Raw genomic sequence first — 15,392 nt, 5'->3', positions numbered from 1 at the left:
CCGGATCAGCGCGAGTTGAAGGGCAGAGTGAATGAATAGCTGGACTCTGTCAGTCCGGCAGGGGCCGCCGGGCAGCGCGCCCGCTGCGCCCGACGCGCGATCTCGCGGTCGATGCGGGCATTGCCGGTCGATCCGGTGACGCGCGCGCCCTGAACACGTCCGTTGCGACCGATGGTGAGGGTGATCACGCCGCGAGTGCCGGGCGCGCCCGAGGTGCGGGCGATGCTGCGCAGCAGGCAGGACGACAACTGCCCCTGCCAGCGGGCCATCAGGCTGGCGCGCTGGCCGGCGGTCAGGCCGCTGCCGCCTCCGCCGCCGCCCGATGATCGTTGCGTCGCGGTTCCGCCCGCGCCGCCGCCCTGCGCGGCCTGTCGTGGTTCGGTCGCCTGACGGGCGGGCTGCTGCTGGCGTTGCGGTTGTTCGCGCTGAACCTCGCGACGGGGTTCGGGGTCGGGGCGCTGCGGTCGCCGCTGCGGGCGGTCGGAGGCCCGCAGGGTCAGGGTCGGCTCGACGTCGATCTGCGGCGGCTCGAAGCTTTGCAGCTCGGGCAGTTCGGGTTCGACAGGCGCGGGCTGCGGTTCCGGCGGCTCGGGCAGGTTGGGTTGTGCCGGGCTGGCCTGGGGCGCGATCGGCTGCGGGGGTTGCATGGCCGCCGTCACCGGTGGCTCCTCAGGGACGGGCGGTTCGATGTCGGGTTCGGCGATGTCTTCGGGCTGCTGCATTTCGGTCGCGGTCTCCGCCTCGGGCGGTCGTTCCCATTCGTTGACCAGATCCGCGATGTCGCCCGACCCCGCCGAGATCGGCGCCGGGGCGCTGTTCAGCGGAACACCTGCGGCGGGCGGATCGGTCAGGATCACGGCCGCCGCCGACACATGCAGCGCGGCGGCGATGGTCACGAACCCGGCGATTTCCCAACTGCGGCGCATTCGGTTCAATCTCCGTTCACGACCAGCTGCGCGCCGGACTGGCTGATGCCGCGAAGACGCTTCAGCAGCGCGGCGATGCGGCTGGCCTCGGTGGTCCCATCGGCACGGATTTCCAGCGGCTCGTCGCTGTCGCGGGCCACGATCAGCGGCCAGACGGCGTCGCCGCGCGCCTCGTCATAGGCCAGTTCCCCTTCGGCAGAGACATACAGCACGCCGCGATCCTGCGACGGAAGATCCGAGGCGCTGTCCGGCGGCGTCAGGTCGAACGGTTCGGGCGGGCTGAGCTGCGCGGTCAGCAGGAAGAACACCAGCAACAGGAAGACCACGTTGATCATCGGGATGATCGATTCGCCGCGCGGGCGCCGTTTGGGCATGTCGATCTGCATGGGCTACTCGACCAGGATCATGTTCTGAAGACCGTCCCTGCGCAGCTGGTCCATGACATCCACCAGTCGTTGCAGGTCGGCGCCGTCGCGGGCCCGCAGGATCACCGCCGCATCCGCCGACGGCATCAGCGGCGACAATTCGACGGCAATCGCGTCGATATCGGTTGCCACGCCGTTCAGGCTGACCGTGTCGGGGGCGATGTCGATCAGCCGGGGCGCACCCTGCCATTTGCTGCCCGCGCCTTCGGCGCCGCCCGCGATCGGCAGAACCGCGTCCATCCCGAAGCGCGACGACAGCATGAAGAAGATCAGCAGCAGGAACACGACGTCGATCATCGGCGTCAGCGACATGCGGCGCGGATGCGGGCGCGGGCCGAAATCGAAGCCGCCTGTGCTCATTCCGCGGCCTCGAACAGGCGCGGCTTGCGTGGGGCGTCGGGCGCCTTGACGAAGATGCGGGTCGCAAGATCCTCAAGGTCGGCCTGCAACCGGTCGGCCAGCGATTCAAACCAGCTCAGCGCGATGCCCGCCGGGATCGCCACCGACATGCCCGCGGCGGTGGTCAGCAGCGCCTCCCAGATGCCGCCGGCAAGTGCCGAGGGATCGGCCCGGTTTCCGGATTCCTGCAGGACCTGAAACGCCGCGATCATCCCAAGCACGGTTCCCAGCAGCCCCAGAAGCGGCGCGATCGTCGAGATCAGTTCCAGCGCCCGCAACCCTTCGCGGGCGCGATACAGGGTCTGGCGGGCGACCCGGCCAGTTTCCTCGCGCGCCGTCTTGTCGTCGATGGCCGGATCCAGCGAGGTGCCGATGGCGGCCTGCGCGACACGCGCGCGCGCCGAGGGGCGGCCCCGCACCTCGGCCAAGGCATCGTGCCTGCGGCCCTCGGCCCACAATTCCAGGGCGCGGCGCGAATGGCTGCCGCCCCACATCCCCAGCCGCCACAGCGACCACAATTTCCACAACACGACGGCCAGCGTCACGACCGACAGCGCGGCGATCAGCCACATGGTCCAGCCGCCGTCGCGGATCATCGCGATCAGCGGCAGGCTGGCAAGGGTGGGGGCGATGTCGTTCATCTGGGTCTCCGTCGGGAAATGGGTCCGGTTGCTGGGGCTGCCGCCGCCGACCCGGCGGGTGCGGCGGCAAGGGGGCGACCTTGATGCGATATGGTGAAATTCATGACGCCCTCAGAAGCTGCGCGACAGGGAAATCTTGAAATTGCGACCCGGGGCGGGGCCGGTCAGCCATGTCGCAGGGACGTAGTCGCGGTCGGTCACGTTGTCGATGCCCAGATTGACCTCGATCCCCTGGGCGGGACCGGTCCGGGGCGTCCAGGTGGCAAAGATGTCATGGACCCCGTAACCCGACCGATGCGCGCCGCCGGGTTTGTCGCGGCCATCGGCCAGCGTGCTGCGCGCGCCAAGTCGCCAGGCCGGGCTGGCCTGCCATGCCGCCGACAGCACCACCCGGTCGTTGGGCAGCGTGTCCAGCACCTCGCCGTCCTGATCCTTGCCGTCCACGACAGACACCGCCGCGCCAAGCTGCCAGCCGCCACTGCGATAGCTGGCCTCCAACTCGCCGCCGCGCAGATAGGCCCGGTCGATATTGATGTAGGCGGGGACCGGCGCGGGCATGTTGGTGCGCATGATCATGTCGTCGATATGGTTGCGGAACAGGGTCAGCTTCATCGCGGCCTCGTCGCCCGCGCGCAGCAGGTCGGCGGCGCGATAGCTGACGCCGATCTCGATGTTCTTGCCCTTCTCGTCCTTCAGGCCGGGCGAGGCCGCACCGCCGGAGAATCCGTCATAAAGCTCGTCCACGGTGGGCAACCTGTTCACGAACGCGACCGATCCGAATACCGACCAGTCTTCGTTCAGCCGATACATCAGCGCCACCTGCGGCTCGATCGATTCCGAATCGACACGGTCCGAAGACACCGTGACGCTGTCCTTGGGCTCGGTCCGCTGGCGTTCGTATCGCAGGCCGGAATTCATCGTGAATCGGCCCCAATCCATTTCTGACCACGCAAAGACGGCCTCGGCGCGCGTGTATCCTTCGGGATGCGAGGCCGAAAGGGTGGTGCTGGCCCGGTCCTGGCGGAATGTTTCGGCGCCGACGGTCAGGAAATGGTCATGGCTGGCTGTGGACAGGTCCGCCGTGTTCTGCGCCTTCAGCCGCCACAGCGCATAGTCACGCCGCCCCAGAAGACTGTCCATGATCGGCTCGGACGGGTCGTCGCCCTGCTGCACGTCCTTGATCGTGTTGGTGTAGGACAGCGTGACCTTTGTGTCGATGTAGCGGTTGTCGGCGGGGTTCCAGCCCCATTCCAGCCGCGCCACCTGATCGCGGGTCAGGATGTCGCCGACGCCCCAGCCGGTAAAGCCCGGAAACAGGCCGGGCTGGGCGCCTTCCAACTGGTTGAAATCCTGATCATCGCCCCTGGCTTCAAGATGCTGATACGATGCCTCTAGATAGTGATCGCCGAATGTCTTGCGCGCCTTCAGCAGCAGGTTCGGACTGTCGGAATTGGCCCGAACCAGCGTATCGCCATCGGGCGTCTCCGTCTCGCCCAGCTTGCGCCATACGAAGGCGGCCAGCGCCTCGAAGCCTTCGGTCGGCCGCCAGCCCCATGCGATGCTGCCGAACGCCGTGTCCGGGTTCGAGGCATAGCCCAGCTTGACCCGGCCGCCGCGGGTCCGGCCCTCGGGGATCAGGTCCGCTGCATCGATCGTCTCCATCGCGATCACGCCCCCCAGCGCGCCCGACCCGTACAATGTCGAGGCACCGGGACCGCGCAGAACCTCGACCCGTTTCAGGAAATCCGGTTCCACGAACAACGAACCCTGGCGATAGGATTCATAGTATTTCTTTTCGCCGTCGATCAGCTGGACGATCCCGGCTTCGGATGCCGCCGTGCCGGACGAGCCAAAGCCGCGGATGTTGAAGCCCTGTCCGAAAAAGCTTGCGGAACCGACGCCGGCGACACCGGGCACTGTTGCCAGCACGTCGCCGATATTGCCCGGCTGAAGGTCGTCCAGATCCTGATCATCGACCACGCTGACCGATTGCGGGACCGAGGACGCAACCTTCTGGGTGCCGGCGCGCAGCACGATGGGGTCCAGCGGAATGCTGTTCCCTTCCTGCTGTGCGTGGGCCGGTGCGGCCAGATATGTCGTTCCAAGCAGCAAGGCGATCGCCTTTTTCGTCATGTTCATCCGCCATTCCCTCGCAAAGCGTTGTCGTGAACTCGCTTGCGGATGCTGGCGTCTTGCGTCGGCTAATTATTCTTACTAAAGATGTCAAGAATGGCAACCGGCTCTGCTGCCGGATGCTCGCGGACTTGCATGATGCAGAGGCAGTTGATGAACGATCTGACCCCGGCGCGCCTGCGCGAACTGAAACGCGAGGCCACGATCCGGCCTTTCGATCTGGCCGAACAGCTGGGTCTGCCCGAAGCCGCGCTGGTCGAGGCCGATCTTGGGCAGGGCGCCACCCGCCTTGACCCTGCGCTGGCCCGGCTGATCCCGGCCATCGGTGCGCTGGGCGAGGTGATGGCGCTGACCCGCAACAAATCCTGCGTGATCGAGAAGATCGGCACCTACAACGATTTCCACGACGGCGATCATGCGGCGATGACGCTTGATCCCGAAATAGACCTGCGGATGTTCCCGTCGCGCTGGGTGCATGCCTATGCGGTGGAAACCGAAGGCAAGGATGGTCCGCGCCGATCGGTCCAGGTGTTCAACAGGGCCGGGGATGCCGTTCACAAGGTGCATCTGCGCGCCGGGTCCGATCTGGGCGCATGGCAGGCAATGCGCCGCGACCTGGCCCTGGATGACCAGCAGACATTGTCCGAATTCGGCCAGCGCGCGGCCCCGATGGGGGCGAAGATCGCCGAAGGCCGCACTGACACGCTGCGCGCCGAGTGGGTGAAGATGACCGACACGCATCAGTTCAATGCACTGGTGGCGCGGCTGAAGATGAACCGTCTTGGGGCCTATCGCACGGTCGGTGCCCCGCATGCACGACCCTTGGCGACCGGCGCGGTGCCCGCACTGTTCGACGCTGTCCGCGATCAGGCTCAGCAGGTGATGCTGTTCGTCGGAAATCTGGGCTGCATCCAGATCCATTCCGGTCCGATCCGCAACATTCAGCCCATGGGTCCGTGGCTGAATGTGCTGGACGACCGTTTCAACCTACATCTTCGCGCAGACCACATCACCGAGGTCTGGCTTGTCGACAAGCCTACCAAGCGCGGTCCAGCCATCTCGGTCGAGGCGTTCGACGGGGACGGGGAACTGGTGTTCCAGTGTTTCGGGATGCGCCCCGAGAAGGGCGGCGACGCCGAAGGCTGGGCCAGGCTGGTGGCAGGGTTGCCCGCGCAGGAGGACGCATGAACCTGATCGCCGCCGCCCGTGTCGCTATCCCGCAATTTCGCCGCCTGATCTGCGCGATGCTGCCGCTGGCCGCCTCAGCGGTCCTTCTGGCACAGGCGGCCTTCGCAGACCCGCATCCCGATGCCCGGCGTGTCCTGTCGATCGGCGGCTCGGTCACCGAGATCGTCTATGCGCTGGGGCAGCAGGAGCGTCTGGTGGCGCGCGACACGACCTCCAGCTATCCGCCCGAGGCCGAGGCACTGCCGGATGTGGGATATATGCGCGCGCTGTCGCCCGAGGGTGTGCTGTCGGTCGAACCCGATCTGATCCTGGCCGAGGATGGGGCCGGACCGCCCGAAACTATCGCCGTGCTGCAAGAGGCGGGAATTCCGTTCGAAACGATTCCCTCGGGCACCGATGCCGAAGGGCTGGCCACGAAGATCCGCGCGGTTGCCGAGGCGTTGGGTGTTCCAGACAACGCCACGGATGTGATCGCCGCGCTGCGCGCCGATCTTGACGCACTGGCCGATGTCGCCGCCAAGCCGCAGAAACGGCGGGTCATGTTCATCCTGTCGGCCCAGGGCGGCCGGATCATGGCGTCGGGCCACGGGACCGAGGCCGAGGCGATCATCCAGCTTGGCGGGGCCGAAAACTCGGTTCAGGGATTTCAGGGCTACAAGCCGATCACGGATGAGGCGATCACCGCTGCCGCCCCTGATGTGATCCTGATGATGCAGCGTGGCGAGGCGACCGCCAGCCACGATACCCCCGATGCAGAGTTACTGTCGATGCCCGCCTTGTCCACGACCCCGGCGGCCAGGACCGGCACGGTGATCCGCATGGACGGGCTTTATCTGCTGGGGTTCGGGCCGCGCACCGGACGCGCCGCACGGGATCTGCACGACGCCATCTACGGACAAGGCTGATGGTCGCGCTGGCGCCGCCGCAGGTTTGCAGGCAGGCGGGCGACCGCCGCCATCTGGGCCGCGCCCTGGCCATCTGGCTGGGTCTGCTGCTGATCGCGGTGTCGCTGCTGTCGCTTGGCCACGGCGCATCGGGCGTGTCGGCCCCCGCGGTGATGGGCGACTGGCTTGCAGGGCGCGACCTGGCTGCGACCGACCGGGTGGTTCTGTTCGACATCCGCCTGCCGCGACTGCTGACCGCCGTGCTGGTCGGGGCGGCGCTGGCCGTGTCCGGCGCGGTGATGCAGGGGCTGTTTCGCAACCCGCTGGCCGATCCCGGATTGCTTGGGGTCAGCGCGGGTGCCTCGCTGGGGGCGATTGCGGCGATCGTGCTGGGCGGGCTGCTGCCGCCGGCGTTCGCTGCTTTCGCCGGTTGGCATCTGGTGCCGCTGGCCGCGTTCGCTGGAAGCTGGCTTGCGATGGTCACGCTGTATGCCGTTGCGACGCGGCAGGGCCGCACCTCGGTCGCCACCATGCTGCTGGCCGGGATCGCGCTGGCGGCGATGATCGCGGCGGTATCGGGGTTGATCATCTATCGTGCCGACGACGATCAGCTGCGTGATCTGACCTTCTGGGGGCTGGGCTCGCTGGCCGGGGCAAGCTGGACCAAGCTGTCCGCCGCCGGGCCGGTCATCATCGTGGCAGTGGTCGGCGCGCCGTTTCTGGCGCGCGGCCTGAACGGGTTGGCCCTGGGCGAGGCGGCAGCCGCCCATGTCGGTCTGAGGGTTCAGCGGATCAAGGCCGCCTGCATCCTGTCGGCAGCCGCGGCGACCGGCGCATCGGTCGCGATATCTGGCGGGATCGGCTTTGTCGGCATCGTCGTGCCGCATCTGCTGCGGCTGATCACCGGGCCGGATCACCGCTGGTTGCTGATCAATTCCGGACTTCTGGGTGCGCCCGTGCTGATCGCCGCCGACATGATCAGCCGCAGTGTCGTGGCCCCCGCCGAACTGCCCATCGGGATCGTGACCGCGATGATCGGCGGTCCATTTTTCATGTGGGTGCTGCTCAGCAATCGTCGGGTGCTGGACGCATGAGCCTGCACGCCCGGTCCCTGCGCCTGTCACTTGGCGGTCGGCAGGTTCTGAACGGCATCGACCTGACTGCGCGACCGGGCCAGTTCAGCGCGATCATCGGACCGAACGGATCCGGCAAGACCACGCTGCTGCGCGCCCTGACGGGCGAGATCACACCGCAGGGCGGCGCGATCACCCTGAACGGTCAGCCGATCGACCGGCTTGCCCCCGAAACCCTTGCGCGCAGACGCGCGGTGCTGCCGCAGCACAGCGCGCTGGGGTTTTCCTTCAACTTGGCCGAGATCGTCAGCATCGGCCTTGCCACACATGTCGGGACTAAGGCCGAGCGCGCCCGCCTGATCCGCGCCGCCCTTGGCCTTGTGGGACTGCCGGGACATGCGGGGCGGCTGTGGCAGGAGCTGTCCGGAGGGGAACAACAGCGCGTGCAACTGGCCCGCGCGCTGGTGCAGGTCTGGCATCCGGTCGGATCCGACGGGCCGCGCTGGCTGCTGCTGGACGAACCCGTCAGCAGCCTCGACATCGCGCAACAACTGACGGTGATGCGGCTGGCGCGCGACTATGCAAGGCGCGGTGGCGGCGTGATCGCGGTCATGCACGACCTGAACCTGACGGCGATGTTCGCGGATCATGTTCTGCTGATGCAGGACGGTCGTGCCTTGGCCGAGGGGCGGCCCGCCGATGTCATCACCGACGATTTGCTGTCGCGCGCCTATGGCTGCGCCCTGCGGGTTCGCCACGCGCCCGAGGATGGCGTCTGGTTGCTGCCCCATGGGGCCGTCGCGTGACCGGATTTTTTGCGGCCTTGAGCGCGTATCGGTGATCCCGACGAAAAACGGGGCGGCAATGCCGCCCCGGTCTTGGTATCCGCACTGGTCGCCGATGTTCACATCGTCACAGCAGATACAGAAGCCCGCCGACGACGATGCCGACAATCAGCAACTGCACGACGCAGAACCCCATGATGTCTCGGGGTTTCAGCCCGGCAATGCCCAGCATCGGCAGTGCCCAGAAGGGTTGCAACAGGTTGGTCCAGGCATCGCCCCAGGCAACGCCCATCGCGACATGTGCGACATCTGCCCCCAGCGCCTCGGCCGCGGGCAGCATCACCGGTGCCTGCACGGCCCATTGCCCGCCGCCCGACGGCACGAAGATATTGACGATGCCCGCGCTGATGAAGCTCCAGAACGGCAGGCTGTCGGCGGTCGAGATCGAAACGAACCATTCAGACAGGCTGGCCGCCAGCCCGGTATCGGTCATGATCGCCATGATGCCGGCATAGAACGGGAACTGGATCACGATGCCCGCGCCACCACGCACGCCGTCATCCAGCGCGGCCAGCAGGCTGCGCGGCGTGCCGTGACACAGGATCCCAAGGAACAGGAACAGGAAGTTGACGACGTTCAGGTTGATGCCGCCGCCACCGGCGAAATAGGTGGCCAGCCAGATCAGGCCCGGCACGCCGATCAGCCACATCAGCACGGGACTGTTTTCCAGCCGCTCGGCCGGGGTGGCGTGCGGGGGCAGTGCCGACCGTCTGGTGTCATCCGCCAGCTTGGCCGGATCGACCAGCACCTGTTCCGATTCCAGCGGCAGCATCAGCCGGTTGACCAGCGGCACCACGATCAGCACGGCGATGACGATGACCAGGTTCCAGGGCGAGAAGATTGTCTGCGCGGTCGGAATCACGCCGATCCGATCCTGGGTGAAATGCCCCTCGGTCGCGATGGTCAGCGGGATCGAGCCCGAAAGGCCGCCATGCCAGATCACGAAACCGGAATAGGCGGCCGCCACCAGAAGGCGATAGTCCACCCGGATCTGCCGCGCCAGTTCCTTGGCGAAGATCGCGCCCACAACAAGGCCGAACCCCCAGTTGATCCAGCTGGCCGCCAGTGAAACCACGCTGACCAGAATGATCGCCGACCCGCGCGACGTGGCAAGACCAGCCACCCATTGCAGGATCCGTCTGACCGGCGGCGAACTGGCCAGGATGAAGCCGGTGACCAGCACCAGCAGCATCTGCATCGCAAACTGCAGCAGCGACCAGAACCCGTTGCCCCAGATCCCGATCAGCGCGACCGGGGTGACATCCTGCGTCACCATCGCCGCCAACGCGGCGACCAGCGTCAGGATGATGACGAAGATGAAGGCGTCCGGCAGCCAGTTCTCCATCAGTCGCGTCGCGGGACGCGAAAGCACTCTGAGCATGTGATTTTCCTCCGCTATCTGTAGGCAGGCTGTGGCAGGGCGTTACAAAAGACAAGCCCGTGTGCGGGTTCAGTTCTCGCGGAACGCCCGGTTGAAATAGTCGGCCAGCGGCTTCAGCAGATAAGCCATCGGACTACGCTCGCCGGTCTGGATATACACCTCGACCGGCATCCCGGGGATCAGGGCAAGATCGCCCAGCTTTTCGCGTTCTTCGGGCGGGATCGTCACTTCGGCGCGGTAATAGGGGGTGCGCGTGGCCTCGTCCATCAGCGCATCGGCGGACACCCGGTCCAGCCGCCCGTCGATCTCGGGTGTGGTGCGCGAGGAGAAGGACGAAAAGCGCAGCACCACAGGCTGGCCGACACTGACCTCATCCACGTTGATCGTGGCTAGTCGGGCGCCGATGACCAGGGGCCGGTCCTGCGGGATGATATACAGCAACGGATCCGCAGGGCGAATGACCGAACGCGGCGTGGTCACCGTCAGGTCATAGATCAACCCGGCGACCGGGGCGCGAATGTCCAGCCGGTCAAGCTGTTCGATCAGGCTGCGGCGGCGTTCGGCCAGTTCAAGTTCGCGATAACCCTGATCGCGCAGCTGGGTTTCGGCCTCTTCGCGCCGTTCGGCGGCCAGCCGAAGACGCTGGATGTCCAGTTCGGTCTGGCGGGTTTCGGCCTGGGCGCGGCTGGCCTGCAATTCGCCTAGTTGCCCGTCCAGCCGTGCCGCTTCGCGTTGCAGCGCCAGAACCCGCGACGCCTGGGCCAGGCCGCGCGACAGCAGGCTTTGCTGGTCTTCAAGCTCTTCACCGATGAACTCGCGCTGCTTGCCAAGGGCGTCGATCTGTGCGTCGATACCGACCACCTGCGAGCTGACCTGTTCGGCCTGCTTCTGCAACTGGTCAAGCGATTGCCGCTGGGTGTCGCGCCGGGATTCGAACAGGCTGCGCTGGCCCGCGATCAGGCTTTTCAGATCGTCGTTCGATTCGGCGGCCTCAAGCAGATGCTCGGGGAAGGTGATCTGGGTCGCGTCCGCACGTTCGGCCTCAAGCCGGCCCCTGCGCGCGAGAATCTCGAAATACTGACCTTCGACGATGGCAAGTTCGGTTGAAAGCAGCGTGCCGTCCAGGCTGATCAGCAGGTCGCCTGCAGCCACCGACTGACCTTCGGTGACGGCGATCTTCTGGACCACGCCCCCATCGGGGTGCTGGACCACCTGACGCTGCTGTTCCACCTCTACCTGGCCGGGGGCGACGACCGCGCCCGCGATCCGGCTTTGCGAGGCCCACAGCCCGAAGCCGCCGAACAGAACGAAGATCGCCACGATGCCCAGCATCAGCGGGCCGCGGACCGGCCATCGTCCGGCATCGGGTTGCGCGATGGGCGCGGGCGGAGGCGGGGGCGATGGCGGCGGCACATGACCGGATCGCGCCTGGGTCGGGGCGCGACCCGCGGGTGCGCCGGGGCCGGGCCTGTTGCCTGCCTGTCCGGCCACGCGGGCAGCGCCATGACCGGGTTGCCTGCCTGCGGCCGGGTCCTGCGGTGGCGTCGTCTGGCTTGCCACCGCATCGCTCAGCCGCAATGGCCGTTCGGTGGGCGTTGTTCCTGCGGGATCGGCAAGACGCTTCCCGTCATCGGAGGTGCCGTCCTTGCGGTCATCATCGCTCATGTCACGCCTCCGCTGCGGCCGGTTTCCTGCGCCTTCCTGATCTGCGCCGAATTCTGAACCATTTCCTGCAAGACCTGATCGCGTGGGCCGAATGCGCGGCGAACGCCCTGTTCCATCACCAGCAGCAACTCGCATTCGTTGATCGCGGCGGGCCGGTGAGCCATGATGATCACGACCCCGTTCTGCGCCTTCACGCGGCGGATCGCGGCATTCAACGCCTCGGACCCCTGATTGTCGAGATTCGAGTTCGGTTCGTCCAGCACCAGCATCACCGGGTCGGGATACAGCGCCCGTGCAAGGCCGATCCGCTGGATCTGCCCCCCCGACAGCCGGCCCGATGTCTGGCTGATCCGCGTGTCATAGCCCTGCGGCAGATCAAGGATCATCTGATGCGCGGCGGCGGCGCGTGCGGCGCGCACCACGCGATCGGGATCGGGGTTCGGCGTCAGGCGGGCGATGTTTTCCGCGATGGTTCCGTCGAACAGGGTCACCTGTTGCGGCAGATATCCGATCAGCGCACCCATCACGTCGGGATCGAACTGATCCAGCGTCGCGCCGCCAAGGCGGATCGATCCCGCACCAACCGGCCACGCCCCGATCAGCGCCCGCGCAAGTGTCGTCTTGCCAGCCCCGGAGGGGCCGATCACGCCCATCGCCTGTCCCGGCGCGACGGAAAAGCTGACACCGCGCAGGGTGGCGACGCCCTGACCCGGTGGGGCGACGGAAAGCTGGCGGACATCCAGTCGCGCCTCGGGACGCGGCAGCGGTGTCCGGGGTTTCTCGGCTGGCTGGCGCGACAACAGGCGCGTCAGCCGCTCCCAACCATCCTGCGCGGCCTGAACGACAGCCCAACCGCCGACAAGCTGTTCGACCGGCGCCAGCGCCCGGCCCATCATGATGGAACTGGCGATCATCGCGCCCGGCGTGATTTCCTGACGCAGCACAAGATAGGCGCCGGCGGCCAGCATCGCGCTTTGCAGAAACAGCCGGAAGCTGCGAGAAAAGACGGTGAAGCCGGACGAGACATCTGCGCCGCGCACCGCGTTTTCCTGTGCCTCGGCGCGCGCCTTGCGCCAGCGGGCGAAGGTCGCGCCACGCATTCCCAGCGCGCCGATGACCTCGCCCTCGTCACGATACAGATCCGCCATGCGCTGCGCCTGTGTCGCGGCCGCCGCAGAACTTTGCAGCGGGCGGCGCGTCATCCAGCGGTTCATGATGGTCGACACCACAAGGATCAGCCCGCCGATCGTGGCCACCACGCCCAGAAGCGGATGAAACATGTAGACCGCAGCAAGAAACAGCGGCGCCCAGGGCAGGTCGAACATGGCCAGCATCACCGGCGATCCGGTAAACCGCTGCACCGCGTCCAGATCGCGCATGCCGCTGGCGGTTGCGGCGGATTCGTCACCGGTGATCGCACCTTCGCGCAGGGCCGCGGTGAAGACCCGCCCCTCCATCCGGTCCTGGAATCGCGCGGCGATTCGCTGGGTCACGCGGTTTCGGGCCAGATCGACCACGCCCATCAGAAGAAACAGGAACATCACAAGGATGAACAGCGCCACCAGCGTTTCCTGTGATCGCGATCCCAGAACCCTGTCATAGACCTGCAGCATGAACAGCGGTCCGGTCAGCATCAGCAGGTTGACCACGGCTGAAAATACCGCGACCGCCGTGAACAGCGGCAGCCCCGCGGCGCGCGCGCTGCGCAGCTCGCGGCTGCCACTTTCGGAAAATGGCGCCTTGCTCATCGCTGTGCCGTCCTCATCCCGTATCCCGTCACTTTGTGTTCAGCCCTGCCGCCGTCCTGTTCGCCGGACTTGCCGCCGACCGCCCGGCCCATTATCCCCGGTCGGAAGCGATCTGTCAGCACCTGTAAGGCATGGTTTGCCTTTACGCCCAGAAGATTAGGAAATCCTTTGCGTCCCAGTCTCCGCCGCATGGCCATTCCCGCAGCTTTTCTGATCGCCGCCCTCGCGGGATGCGCATCGAAACCTGTGATGCAGGACGGCATCCGCGTCAATGACCCTTACGAAGCGCAGAACCGGCAGATCCACAACTTCAACAAGGCGGTGGACGCGAGGCTGATCGGGCCGGTGTCGCGGCTGGCCTCGACCGGAGGCGACGACGCGGCATCCGATAAGGGCCAGCCGGGCCCGCTGGATCTGGTCATCAACATGGGGTCGAACCTGTCGCTGCCGGGCAAGGTCGTGAACAGTCTGCTGCAGGGCCGCCCCGGTCCGGCGACACGGAATTTCTTCAGATTCGCGGTCAATTCCACGCTGGGGATCGGCGGCATGTTCGATCCGGCCGGCAGCGATTTCGGCCTGCCCGAGGAGGACACCGATTTCGGCGAGACGCTGGCCGTCTGGGGCGTGGCCGAAGGCGCCTATGTCGAGTTGCCGGTGCTTGGCCCATCGACCCAGCGCGACGCGGTGGGCAAGGTGGTCGATCTGGCGATCGACCCGATGTGGTCGATCCTGCAGACGGACCGGCAGCGCGCGCTGGCGTTCGGCCTGCGGGCCGGTGCGAAAGCCGGGGATCGGGCGCGGTTCGGTGATACCGTGGACAGCGTCCTTCGTGACAGTGCCGACAGCTATGCTCAAACGCGGCTCATCTATCTGATGCACCGCCGCCACGATCTGGGAGAGGAATCCAGTGACATTGACCCATACGCCGACCCATATGCCGACGCTGCCGCAATCGACCCCTATGAACAGTGATCGCCGCCATGTCCTGGCGCTGCTTGCCGGTGTGGCGGGCGGGGCCTTTCTGGGCGGGCGACCCGCCATGGCGCTGGACGCCGCACAGGCGCGCGCGCTGATCGACACCGCACTGGGCGAGGTTTATGCGGTCATCAATTCGGGCCAGCAGCCGGCCCGGATGTATCAGCAGTTCGAAACGATCTTCACGCGATATGCGGATGTGGACATCATTGCGCGATCGGCGCTGGGACCGCCCGCGCGGCAGATCAGCGCCGGGCAGTTCGCCGCCTACCGGCAGGCGTTCCAAGGGTATATCGGCCGGAAATACGGCAAGCGTTTCCGGGAATTCGTCGGATCGCGGATCGAGGTGACGGGCGCACGGCCCCTGAAAAGCTTCTATGCGGTCACCTCGGTCGCCTATCTGAACGGGCGCGCGCCGATGGAGGTCGAATGGCATGTGTCCGACAAGTCCGGGCGCGACCTGTTCTTCAACATCATCATCGAGGGCGTGAACATGCTGGCCAGCGAACGCGCCGAGATCGCGGCCATGCTGGCGGCGCGGCGCGGCGATGTCGCGACCCTGACGAAGGATCTGCAACAGGCCGGCTAGAAGACGCCGCCCGGTTGCATGGCGACACAAGGACGGAGATACCAATGACGATATCGATCTATCTTTCGGGCGAGATCCACACCGGCTGGCGCGACGACATCATCCAGGGCTGCGAAGCGGCGGGGCTGGACATGCGCTTTTCGGCCCCTGTGACCGATCATGATGCCTCGGATGATTGCGGGGTCAGAATCCTGGGGGGCGAACCGGACAAGTTCTGGCATGACAACAAGGGCGCAAGGCTGAACGCGATCCGCACCCGCAAAGGCATCGCCGATGCCGATATCGTCGTCGTCCGCTTCGGTGACCGCTACAAGCAATGGAATGCGGCGTTCGATGCAGGTATGGCCGCCGCGCTTGGCAAATCCATCATCGTGCTGCACGGCCCCGAACATCAGCACGCCCTGAAAGAGGTCGATGCAGCCGCGCTGGCGGTTGCCGAGACACCCCAGCAGGTGGTGCAGATCCTGACCTATGTCGAGCGCGGCACGCTGCCGGGGTGATCTAGAAGAAGCATCGGGCC

The 15,392-nt window shown here is 66.5% G+C and carries 15 protein-coding genes; 7 read left to right on the top strand and 8 right to left on the bottom strand.

The window, feature by feature from the left end; all coding sequences use genetic code 11:
- Window positions 1-5: 5 nt before the first annotated feature.
- The 5 genes from J7359_RS01530 to J7359_RS01510 all read right to left on the bottom strand — a co-directional run bounded on the left by J7359_RS01530 (window position 6) and on the right by J7359_RS01510 (window position 4,530).
- On the bottom strand, window positions 6-926 hold the full coding sequence (locus J7359_RS01530) for a TonB family protein (protein ID WP_209054751.1): 921 nt from the start codon (window positions 924-926) through the stop codon (window positions 6-8).
- 5 nt (window positions 927-931) lie between these two features.
- A complete protein-coding gene (locus J7359_RS01525) occupies window positions 932-1,312 on the bottom strand; it encodes a biopolymer transporter ExbD (RefSeq protein WP_209054750.1) in 381 nt (126 codons plus the stop codon).
- 3 nt (window positions 1,313-1,315) lie between these two features.
- Window positions 1,316-1,711: a biopolymer transporter ExbD gene (locus tag J7359_RS01520; RefSeq protein WP_209054749.1), complete on the bottom strand. Its 396-nt coding sequence runs from the start codon at window positions 1,709-1,711 to the stop codon at window positions 1,316-1,318.
- Complete coding sequence (locus J7359_RS01515) at window positions 1,708-2,391, bottom strand: MotA/TolQ/ExbB proton channel family protein (protein WP_209054748.1); 684 nt, start codon at window positions 2,389-2,391, stop codon at window positions 1,708-1,710. The genes J7359_RS01520 and J7359_RS01515 overlap by 4 nt, the downstream gene beginning before the upstream one ends.
- Before the next feature lie 111 nt (window positions 2,392-2,502).
- A complete protein-coding gene (locus J7359_RS01510; protein ID WP_247740102.1) occupies window positions 2,503-4,530 on the bottom strand; it encodes a TonB-dependent receptor in 2,028 nt (675 codons plus the stop codon).
- 147 nt (window positions 4,531-4,677) lie between these two features.
- Here J7359_RS01510 and J7359_RS01505 point away from each other — a divergent pair, with 147 nt between their 5' ends.
- Genes J7359_RS01505 through J7359_RS01490 form a run of 4 tightly spaced genes read left to right on the top strand, consistent with a single transcriptional unit; the run spans window position 4,678 to window position 8,475 of the window.
- Window positions 4,678-5,712 (top strand): ChuX/HutX family heme-like substrate-binding protein, encoded by a 1,035-nt coding sequence (locus tag J7359_RS01505; RefSeq protein WP_209054747.1) that lies wholly within the window; start codon window positions 4,678-4,680, stop codon window positions 5,710-5,712.
- Entirely contained in the window at window positions 5,709-6,617 is a 909-nt protein-coding gene (locus tag J7359_RS01500; RefSeq protein WP_247740101.1) for an ABC transporter substrate-binding protein, read from the top strand. Before J7359_RS01505 ends, J7359_RS01500 begins: the two co-directional genes overlap by 4 nt.
- Complete coding sequence (locus tag J7359_RS01495; protein ID WP_209054746.1) at window positions 6,617-7,690, top strand: iron ABC transporter permease; 1,074 nt, start codon at window positions 6,617-6,619, stop codon at window positions 7,688-7,690. The genes J7359_RS01500 and J7359_RS01495 overlap by 1 nt, the downstream gene beginning before the upstream one ends.
- Entirely contained in the window at window positions 7,687-8,475 is a 789-nt protein-coding gene (locus J7359_RS01490; RefSeq protein WP_209054745.1) for a heme ABC transporter ATP-binding protein, read from the top strand. The genes J7359_RS01495 and J7359_RS01490 overlap by 4 nt, the downstream gene beginning before the upstream one ends.
- Window positions 8,476-8,581: 106 nt before the next feature.
- Here J7359_RS01490 and J7359_RS01485 read toward each other — a convergent pair whose 3' ends face one another.
- From J7359_RS01485 to J7359_RS01475, 3 genes are all read right to left on the bottom strand, one after another.
- Window positions 8,582-9,895 carry a short-chain fatty acid transporter gene (locus J7359_RS01485; protein WP_209054744.1) on the bottom strand — a complete coding sequence of 438 codons (1,314 nt, stop codon included), beginning with the start codon at window positions 9,893-9,895 and terminating at the stop codon, window positions 8,582-8,584.
- Window positions 9,896-9,964: 69 nt separating this feature from the next.
- Window positions 9,965-11,227, bottom strand: a complete 1,263-nt coding sequence (locus J7359_RS01480) for an HlyD family type I secretion periplasmic adaptor subunit (RefSeq protein WP_209120196.1) — start codon at window positions 11,225-11,227, stop codon at window positions 9,965-9,967.
- A gap of 329 nt (window positions 11,228-11,556) precedes the next feature.
- Complete coding sequence (locus J7359_RS01475; protein WP_209054742.1) at window positions 11,557-13,308, bottom strand: type I secretion system permease/ATPase; 1,752 nt, start codon at window positions 13,306-13,308, stop codon at window positions 11,557-11,559.
- Window positions 13,309-13,557: 249 nt separating this feature from the next.
- Here J7359_RS01475 and J7359_RS01470 point away from each other — a divergent pair, with 249 nt between their 5' ends.
- Genes J7359_RS01470 through J7359_RS01460 form a run of 3 tightly spaced genes read left to right on the top strand, consistent with a single transcriptional unit; the run spans window position 13,558 to window position 15,372 of the window.
- Window positions 13,558-14,280: a VacJ family lipoprotein gene (locus J7359_RS01470; RefSeq protein WP_247740100.1), complete on the top strand. Its 723-nt coding sequence runs from the start codon at window positions 13,558-13,560 to the stop codon at window positions 14,278-14,280.
- Window positions 14,270-14,872 (top strand): ABC transporter substrate-binding protein, encoded by a 603-nt coding sequence (locus J7359_RS01465; RefSeq protein ID WP_209054740.1) that lies wholly within the window; start codon window positions 14,270-14,272, stop codon window positions 14,870-14,872. The genes J7359_RS01470 and J7359_RS01465 overlap by 11 nt, the downstream gene beginning before the upstream one ends.
- A 44-nt stretch (window positions 14,873-14,916) precedes the next feature.
- Complete coding sequence (locus J7359_RS01460; protein WP_209054739.1) at window positions 14,917-15,372, top strand: YtoQ family protein; 456 nt, start codon at window positions 14,917-14,919, stop codon at window positions 15,370-15,372.
- Window positions 15,373-15,392 lie beyond the last annotated feature (20 nt).

Source organism: Paracoccus sp. R12_2 (genome assembly GCF_017744015.1).
GTDB lineage: Bacteria > Pseudomonadota > Alphaproteobacteria > Rhodobacterales > Rhodobacteraceae > Paracoccus.
Note: the sequence above shows the minus strand (reverse complement) of the source record. Positions and strands in the feature narration are given on the sequence as shown.

Excerpts from the sequence above, each read along its gene's own strand:
- J7359_RS01530 (WP_209054751.1), bottom strand. The coding sequence starts at position 926 with ATGCGCCGCAGTTGGGAAATCGCCGGGTTCGTGACCATCGCCGCCGCG.
- J7359_RS01525 (WP_209054750.1), bottom strand. The coding sequence starts at position 1,312 with ATGCAGATCGACATGCCCAAACGGCGCCCGCGCGGCGAATCGATCATC.
- J7359_RS01520 (WP_209054749.1), bottom strand. The coding sequence starts at position 1,711 with ATGAGCACAGGCGGCTTCGATTTCGGCCCGCGCCCGCATCCGCGCCGC.
- J7359_RS01515 (WP_209054748.1), bottom strand. The coding sequence starts at position 2,391 with ATGAACGACATCGCCCCCACCCTTGCCAGCCTGCCGCTGATCGCGATG.
- J7359_RS01510 (WP_247740102.1), bottom strand. The coding sequence starts at position 4,530 with ATGAACATGACGAAAAAGGCGATCGCCTTGCTGCTTGGAACGACATAT.
- J7359_RS01505 (WP_209054747.1), top strand. The coding sequence starts at position 4,678 with ATGAACGATCTGACCCCGGCGCGCCTGCGCGAACTGAAACGCGAGGCC.
- J7359_RS01500 (WP_247740101.1), top strand. The coding sequence starts at position 5,709 with ATGAACCTGATCGCCGCCGCCCGTGTCGCTATCCCGCAATTTCGCCGC.
- J7359_RS01495 (WP_209054746.1), top strand. The coding sequence starts at position 6,617 with ATGGTCGCGCTGGCGCCGCCGCAGGTTTGCAGGCAGGCGGGCGACCGC.
- J7359_RS01490 (WP_209054745.1), top strand. The coding sequence starts at position 7,687 with ATGAGCCTGCACGCCCGGTCCCTGCGCCTGTCACTTGGCGGTCGGCAG.
- J7359_RS01485 (WP_209054744.1), bottom strand. The coding sequence starts at position 9,895 with ATGCTCAGAGTGCTTTCGCGTCCCGCGACGCGACTGATGGAGAACTGG.
- J7359_RS01480 (WP_209120196.1), bottom strand. The coding sequence starts at position 11,227 with ATGCTGGGCATCGTGGCGATCTTCGTTCTGTTCGGCGGCTTCGGGCTG.
- J7359_RS01475 (WP_209054742.1), bottom strand. The coding sequence starts at position 13,308 with ATGAGCAAGGCGCCATTTTCCGAAAGTGGCAGCCGCGAGCTGCGCAGC.
- J7359_RS01470 (WP_247740100.1), top strand. The coding sequence starts at position 13,558 with ATGCAGGACGGCATCCGCGTCAATGACCCTTACGAAGCGCAGAACCGG.
- J7359_RS01465 (WP_209054740.1), top strand. The coding sequence starts at position 14,270 with ATGAACAGTGATCGCCGCCATGTCCTGGCGCTGCTTGCCGGTGTGGCG.
- J7359_RS01460 (WP_209054739.1), top strand. The coding sequence starts at position 14,917 with ATGACGATATCGATCTATCTTTCGGGCGAGATCCACACCGGCTGGCGC.